Source organism: Salinicola sp. (genome assembly GCF_982684285.1).
Genome location: NZ_CEXLVS010000230.1, coordinates 1 through 6,670, shown reverse-complemented (window position 1 = coordinate 6,670; position 6,670 = coordinate 1). Strand labels below are relative to the sequence as shown.

The following is a 6,670-nucleotide window of genomic DNA, read 5'->3' as shown; positions in this document are numbered from 1 at the left end:
CGCCGTAGAGCGATGAGTTGGGGTAGACCTCGACCTTGACGCGGTCGCCGAGCTTCTCCTTCACTTCCTCGGCGAACATCTTCGCGCCCTGGCCCTTGGGCGTGTTCTCGGCCACGACGTGGGAGAACTTGATGACGATGGGGTCCTGCGCCTGAGCAGTCGCGACGCCACCCATCAGGATGGCAACTCCGATCGCGCCAACCACTGTTCTTGGATTGATGAGAGACATGGCATTTCACTCCTGAGTTTGTTCTGTCGTCTTGGCGTCCTCGATGACGCCTTATTGGCGATGCCAGGCGGAGTATGCGGATAATTATCTCGATTCGTATATTCAACCTTCGGTGGGACTCGATACCATCGGGTCGATAAAAATAACGCCTTTTTCTGGTTTAAAAAGTTTAAAAAGTCGGGTCTGGATGGTGAAAATCGCCGGGTTTGGCGTGATGTCAAAAGCAAAAAATTCTTAAAATTCAAATGATAATGTCTTTTTCATGAATTTTTTGACGTCCGATTCATGACTTGTCGCGGACACAATTCCACGATCAATCACCGCCGCCGGATCGGGGGTATTCCGGCAGATTATCGCGGCGGCCAAACTCAAGGTCACAGAAGTTAACGCGGGTCAGCGTCGTCAGAAAAGAGGTTCCGCCCGAGCTGGCGGCGCGGTGGTGATGCTCGCCGCCAACGGTTGCGGTATGGCCTTTCAGCCCCGGTCGGCAGCGGCAACGAGCCGTCGGGCACGGGCCATGACCGGGGCGTCGATCATCTGGCCGTCTACCTGACCGGCCCCGGCGTCCTGCTCGGCCGCCTCGATCACACGCATCGCCCAGGCCAGTTGATCTTCGGTCGGCATGAAGGCCGAGTTGACGACCGCGACCTGGTGCGGGTGGATGCAGAGCATGCCGCCGAAGCCCATCTCCACCGCACCCCTGGCAGCCCGTTCGATGACGCCCATGTCACGAAACTCGGGATGTACCGTATCGATCGGCGGTGCGAGCCCGGCCAGTCGTGACTGCACCAGCAACTGGTAACGGGCCTGATTCAGCATCCAGTCGCCGCCCTCACTGTTCGGCTCGATACCCAGGTCGAGCCCCAGATCCAGGGCGCCGAAGCTCAGCTGGACGACACCGTCGACTCGCGCCAGCTTGTCTAGATGGTCGAGGCCCTTGGCACTCTCGATCAGCGGAATCATCGGATAGCCCAGTGCCTCCACCTGGGCCAGACTTCGGGTGCTTTCCGCTTTGGGAACGACGAGCCCGGCGATACCCGTCTGATCCCGGCAGAGCGCTAGATCCTCGAGAAAATCAGCGGTGTCCGCGGCATTGATCCGCACCCAGACGGCGCCCGGCGATGCCGTCTCGAGAAAGTCACCCAACGCCTGGCGGGCCATCGGTTTCGCTGCTGGCGCGACGGCATCTTCCAGATCCACGATCACGATGTCCGCACCGCTGGCCAGCGCCTTGGGGATGCGCTCGGGGCGGTTGGCCGGCACGAACAGTGCCGAGCGGGGTGGAGTGGGGGAAATCATGGGCGCTTTTCCTCGCAGGATCGAATGAGATGAAGGGGAATCGAAAGAGACGGTCAGATCGTACCGGCCTGGCGCAGCGTGTTCACGTCTTCGGCGGCGTACCCCAACTGCGCGAGAATAGCGCCGCTGTGTTCGCCGAGCGCGGGGACGGCGTCCATGCGGGGCTCGTAGGCCAGGTTGCGTCCGGGGGGCAACGCGGCAGGCACCTGCCCGCCGGGCGTCATCACGTCGCGCCAGCGGTCTCGGGCCGCCAGTTGCGGATGGTTCCACACGCCGGCCATGTCATTGACGTGAGCGTTGGCAATCTGCGCATGATCGAGTCGGGCGATCACCTGCTCCGCCGTGAGCTCGGCAAAGACCGTCTCGATCAGCGCGCGCAGGGAGGCGCGATTCTCCGAACGCTTGAAGTTGGCATCGAAGCGTTCGTCCGTGGCCAGCGCCGGTTGCTCCAGCACCTTGTCGCAGAACAGCTGCCATTCGCGCTCGTTCTGGAGCCCGAGCATCACGGTGCCGCCGTCACCGGCAGGGAAGGGGCCGTAGGGGTAGATCGTGGAGTGGGAGGCGCCGGCACGAGGCGGTGGCGTGGCGCCGTCGAAGGCGTAATACATCGGATAGCCCATCCACTCGACCAGACTCTCCAGCATCGAGACGTCGATATGCGACCCCTCGCCGGTCCGCCCGCGGAGCAGCAGCGCCGAGAGAATGTTGCTGTAGGCGTACATGCCGGCGGCAATGTCGGCCACCGAACAGCCTGCCTTGGCCATTTCGTCCTGCCCGGGGCCGCCGGTGACGGACAAGAATCCCGCTTCGCTCTGGATCAGCAGGTCGTAGGCCTTCTTGGTCTCGTAGGGCCCGCCTTCGCCATAGCCGGAGATATCGCACACGATCAGCCTGGGGAACCGCGCATGCAGCGCGTCGAAGCCGAGCCCCATCCTGGCGGCGGCGCCTGGCGCCAGGTTCTGCACCAGCACGTCCGCTTCCGCCAGCAGGTCATCGAGGATCGGTTTGGTTGCCTCGTGCTTGAGGTTGAGGGTGAGGCTCTCCTTCGATCGGTTGGTCCAGACGAAATGCGAGGAGAGACCGTGTACGCGTTCGTCGTAGCCGCGGGCGAAGTCGCCGACGCCGGGGCGCTCGATCTTGATCACCCGGGCGCCCTGATCGGCGAGCTGTCGCGTGCAGAAAGGCGCGGCGATGGCATGCTCGAGGCTGACCACGGTGATGCCATCCAGGGGGCGAGGGGATTGAGCGATCATGTCAGCTCCTGTTCGAGAGATAAAGGTTCGCGGGTTGGCGGCAACCGGCTCACAGCAGCGGCTCGAGGCGCGCCACCAAGGGCAGGCTCCAGGCGTGGGCGATCAGCCTGGCGACCTCGTCGTCATCGGCGGCGCCGGAGAAGCTGACCAGACGGCGGAACTTCGCCTCCAGCTCTTCCCGGCTCAGGGTGTTGCCCGGATCGCCCTTGGGTTCGTCGATGGCGGCGCTCAATCGGCGGCCGTCGCGGGTGGTGACCTCGATGCGTCCCAGCCAGCGTCGGGGATAGGCCTCATCCACCTCGGGGTCCAGCACCATCGACACACGCTGGCGGAAGCTGGCCACTGCCGCGTCCTGGAGGGCGTGATCCCGAAAGCTGGCCAGACTGGCATCGCCGTGCACGGCGATGAGGCCGAGTACGCTGCCCATCGAGAACTTGGCCTGGTGGATGGTGCGCGGATCGACCACGGGGCCGAGCACGTCGATCGCGGCCTGATGGACTCTGGCCGTGACCGCCTCGATATCGCCGTGGGTGAGAGATTCCCGCTGCATCAATGCCAGCAGGGCGTCCGCCGCCGGATGCGTATGGCGACAGGAAGCGTGATATTTGAATGAGGTCTCGACCAGCGCCCAGCGTTCGCCGAGGCGATCCGTCAGCCGGCTGGGGTCGGCATCGGTGGACATCCCGGCCGCCATTCCCTGGGGCCCGTCGAGGATATGCCGGGCACCGGTCAGGCCGCTCTGGGTCATGTAGGCGGCCAGAAGCCCGTCCGAGGCGGCCTTGGCCGTGTGCAACTGCTTGGAGTCGGCGGCATCGCGCAGGAATTCCCACAGCCCGGCAGCCTGGGTGCCGGCGTTGCCGAGCAGGTTGACGAAACCGTCGGTGTCGAGCCCCATCAGCTTGCCGGCGGCCACGGCGGCAGCCAACGTGCCGGCGGTGCCGGTGGTGTGGAAGATGCGATAGTGCGAGCGGCCGAGGAACTCGCCGATCCGAATCCCCGCCTCGTAACCGGCCACGGCGGCGGTGATCATCTCCTCGCCGCTGCTGCCCAGATCCTGGGCGGTCGCCAGCGCGGCGGGGAAGACCACGGTGGCGGGGTGGAGGACGGAGCTGTTGTGCAGGTCATCCTGCTCGACCACGTGCGACGCGGCGGCGTTGACCAGCGCGGCGAAATGCGGCGAGGTCATGCGGCGATCGGTCAGTTGCTGACAGCCGCCGTCGCTGGGACCCATGAGCTTGCTGTACTGCTCGAACAGCGGGATCGGCGCGTGATTCCTGCCGGCCAGCGCCGAGCCCAGCCAGTCCAGATAGTAGGCCTGGCAGCGCTCGACGACGTGTTGCGGTATCTGGGCGTAACTGAGTTCAGCCAGGAAGCCTGCCAGTTCACGTGTTGGATCACGGGTTTGATCATGGACTAGGTCATTCATCGCGGACGCTCCTCGATTCGATTGGCGATCTCGATCAGGTTGTCGTCGGGGTCGCGAACGTAGACGGACCGGATCGGGCCGGTGGCGCCGGTCCGATCCACCGGACCTTCGATGATCGTGATCCCTTCGGCCTCCAGGTGGGTGATCACCTCTTCCAGCGGTGTCTCGCTCAGAAAGCACAGGTCCGCCGAGCCCGGCGTGGGGCGGTCGGCCTTGGGTTCGAATTCGCGACCGTGACGATGCAGGTTGATCTTCTGCTCGCCGAAGCCCAGGGCGATCCGGCCTTCGCCGAAGACGACGCGCTCCATGCCGAGGGCGCGGACGTAGAAATCGCAGGTGACGTCGATATCGGCCACCGTCAGCACCAGGTGGTCCAGCCGTGAGATCTTCATGGGCAACCTCAGAACGAGCGTGGCAGGTCGAGCAGGTGCTCGGCGACGTAGGAGAGAATCAGGTTGGTGGAGATCGGGGCGACCTGATAGAGGCGCGTCTCGCGGAACTTGCGCTCGACGTCGTACTCGGTGGCGAAGCCGAAGCCGCCGTGGGTCTGCAGGCAGACGTTGGCCGCTTCCCACGAGGCCTTGGCCGCCAGGTACTTCGCCATGTTGGCGCTGGCCCCGGCCGGCCGGCCCGCATCGAACTCCTGGCAGGCGCGCCAGCGCATCAGGTCGGCGGCTTCCACCTCGATATGCGCCTCGGCGATGGGGAACTGCACGCCCTGGTTCTGGCCGATCGGGCGATCGAAGACGACGCGCTCGTTGGCGTAACGGCTGGCCTTGTCGATGAACCAGCGGCCGTCGCCGATGCACTCCGCCGCGATCAGGGTGCGCTCGGCATTGAGTCCGTCGAGTATGTAGCGGAAGCCCTTGCCTTCCTCGCCGATCAGGCTGTCCGCCGGCAGCTCGAGATTGTCGAAGAACAGCTCGTTGGTCTCGTGGCCAACCATGTTGGCGATGGGCTGGACCGTCATGCCATTGCCGATCGCCTGATGCAGGTCGACCAGGAAGATCGACATCCCCTCGGACTTGCGCTTGACCTCGGCCAGCGGGGTGGTGCGAGCGAGCAGAATCATCAGGTCAGAGTGCTGGATGCGCGAGATCCACACCTTCTGGCCATTGATCACGTACTTGTCGCCGCGCTTGACCGCCGTGGTCTTGATCTTGGTGGTGTCGGTGCCGGTAGTGGGCTCGGTGACGCCCATCGACTGCAGGCGCAATTCGCCGCTGGCGAGCTTGGGCAGGATCTCGGCCTTCTGGGCGGCGCTGCCGTGCTTGAGCAGCGTCGCCATGTTGTACATCTGGCCGTGGACGAAGCCGGCGTTGCCACCGCAACGATTGACCTCCTCGAGAATCACGCTGGCCTCGGTCAGGCCCAGGCCGGAGCCGCCGAACTCCTCGGGGATCATCGCACCGAGCCAGCCGGCTTCGGTCAGCTCGGTCACGAACTTCTCGGGAAAGCCCTGGACGTGGTCGATCTGGCGCCAGTATTCGCCATCGTACTGCTGGCACAAGCTGCGCACGCCGTCGCGGATCGCTTCCAGCGCCTCATGGTCGACAGGGGCTTGGTTGATAGAGGCTTGGTCGATAAGGTCGAGACTCATGAGCGAGACTCCTGATCGTCAGTGTCCTTGAATTCCACCGTGGCACGATGGGCCGGTCCGTCTTCGTTGCCGGCGGTCAGCTCGGCGATGCCGTGGTCGGTAATCCGGCCGGTGGTCTGAAACGGCTTGTCGGCGATCAATGGGCGCAGGCCGCGATAGCGCATGCTGGTGGGGCGCGCCTGGGGATTCGCCTCGCAGAACGCCTGCAGTTGCAGCGTCGCGATCAGTGGCCCATGCACCACCAGTCCCGGGTAGCCCTCGGTATCGGTGACATAGGGCCAGTCGTAATGGATACGGTGGCCGTTGAAGGTGACCGCCGAGTAGCGAAACAGCAGCACCGGGTCGGGATCGATGGTCTGCGCCCAGTCGGCTTCCGGCATCGGCTCGTCGAGCGACAGTTTGGGCGGGGAAGGCTGGCGGTAGACGATGTCCTGCGCCTCGCGGAACGCGACCTCGCCCCGCTGGCGATAGTCGTGCTGCACGGTCACGAACAACAGCGAGCCGGTACGACCGTTTTTCTCCTGAATATCGGTCACGGTGGAGACGCGTTCCGCCTCGATACCCGCCCGCAGTGGGGCCAGAAACTCGACCCGCCCGCCGGCCCACATCCGGTTGCGATCATCCGCCGGCGGTAGAAAGCCGCCACGGGTCGGATGACCATCGCCGCCAAGCTGTGCACCAGGAAGCGGGTTCTGGAAGAAAGCCCAGTGCCAGAGCGGTGGTAGCGGCTCGCCCGGGGCGGGGCAGGGCTTGTCGAAGGTGGCGGCGACGCGGGACACCAGCGAGGCGTCGAGTTGATCGATGCCCCGTTCCCGGTTGCCGATCCAGCGCTCGAGGGTGGCTTGGGGCAGATTGTCAGGCAT

Annotated in this window: 6 protein-coding genes and 1 pseudogene; all 7 read right to left on the bottom strand. The window is 64.7% G+C overall.

Annotated features, from left to right (window positions below; all coding sequences use genetic code 11):
• Nucleotides 1–229 (bottom strand): annotated as a pseudogene (locus AC3AYF_RS16735) (hypothetical protein); the annotation flags it as partial.
• 474 nt (nt 230–703) lie between these two features.
• The gene (locus AC3AYF_RS16730) at nt 704–1,528 is read right to left on the bottom strand and encodes an HpcH/HpaI aldolase/citrate lyase family protein (RefSeq protein WP_295037103.1); all 825 of its coding nucleotides are present in this window, start codon (nt 1,526–1,528) and stop codon (nt 704–706) included.
• 53 nt (nt 1,529–1,581) lie between these two features.
• Entirely contained in the window at nt 1,582–2,781 is a 1,200-nt protein-coding gene (locus AC3AYF_RS16725; RefSeq protein ID WP_295037101.1) for a CaiB/BaiF CoA transferase family protein, read from the bottom strand.
• A 49-nt stretch (nt 2,782–2,830) separates the two neighbouring features.
• Nucleotides 2,831–4,207, bottom strand: coding sequence for an MmgE/PrpD family protein (locus AC3AYF_RS16720; RefSeq protein WP_295037100.1), 1,377 nt, complete (start codon nt 4,205–4,207; stop codon nt 2,831–2,833).
• The gene (locus AC3AYF_RS16715; RefSeq protein WP_295037098.1) at nt 4,204–4,599 is read right to left on the bottom strand and encodes a VOC family protein; all 396 of its coding nucleotides are present in this window, start codon (nt 4,597–4,599) and stop codon (nt 4,204–4,206) included. The genes AC3AYF_RS16720 and AC3AYF_RS16715 overlap by 4 nt, the downstream gene beginning before the upstream one ends.
• Before the next feature lie 8 nt (nt 4,600–4,607).
• A complete protein-coding gene (locus AC3AYF_RS16710) occupies nt 4,608–5,807 on the bottom strand; it encodes an acyl-CoA dehydrogenase family protein (RefSeq protein WP_295037096.1) in 1,200 nt (399 codons plus the stop codon).
• On the bottom strand, nt 5,804–6,670 hold an 867-nt coding region (locus AC3AYF_RS16705; protein ID WP_487780043.1), incomplete at its 5' end, for an HTD2 family dehydratase. The genes AC3AYF_RS16705 and AC3AYF_RS16710, both read right to left, overlap by 4 nt.

Bases quoted from the DNA above. Each gene is read 5' to 3' on its own strand.
- AC3AYF_RS16730 (WP_295037103.1), bottom strand. From the start codon at position 1,528: ATGATTTCCCCCACTCCACCCCGCTCGGCACTGTTCGTGCCGGCCAAC.
- AC3AYF_RS16725 (WP_295037101.1), bottom strand. From the start codon at position 2,781: ATGATCGCTCAATCCCCTCGCCCCCTGGATGGCATCACCGTGGTCAGC.
- AC3AYF_RS16720 (WP_295037100.1), bottom strand. From the start codon at position 4,207: ATGAATGACCTAGTCCATGATCAAACCCGTGATCCAACACGTGAACTG.
- AC3AYF_RS16715 (WP_295037098.1), bottom strand. From the start codon at position 4,599: ATGAAGATCTCACGGCTGGACCACCTGGTGCTGACGGTGGCCGATATC.
- AC3AYF_RS16710 (WP_295037096.1), bottom strand. From the start codon at position 5,807: ATGAGTCTCGACCTTATCGACCAAGCCTCTATCAACCAAGCCCCTGTC.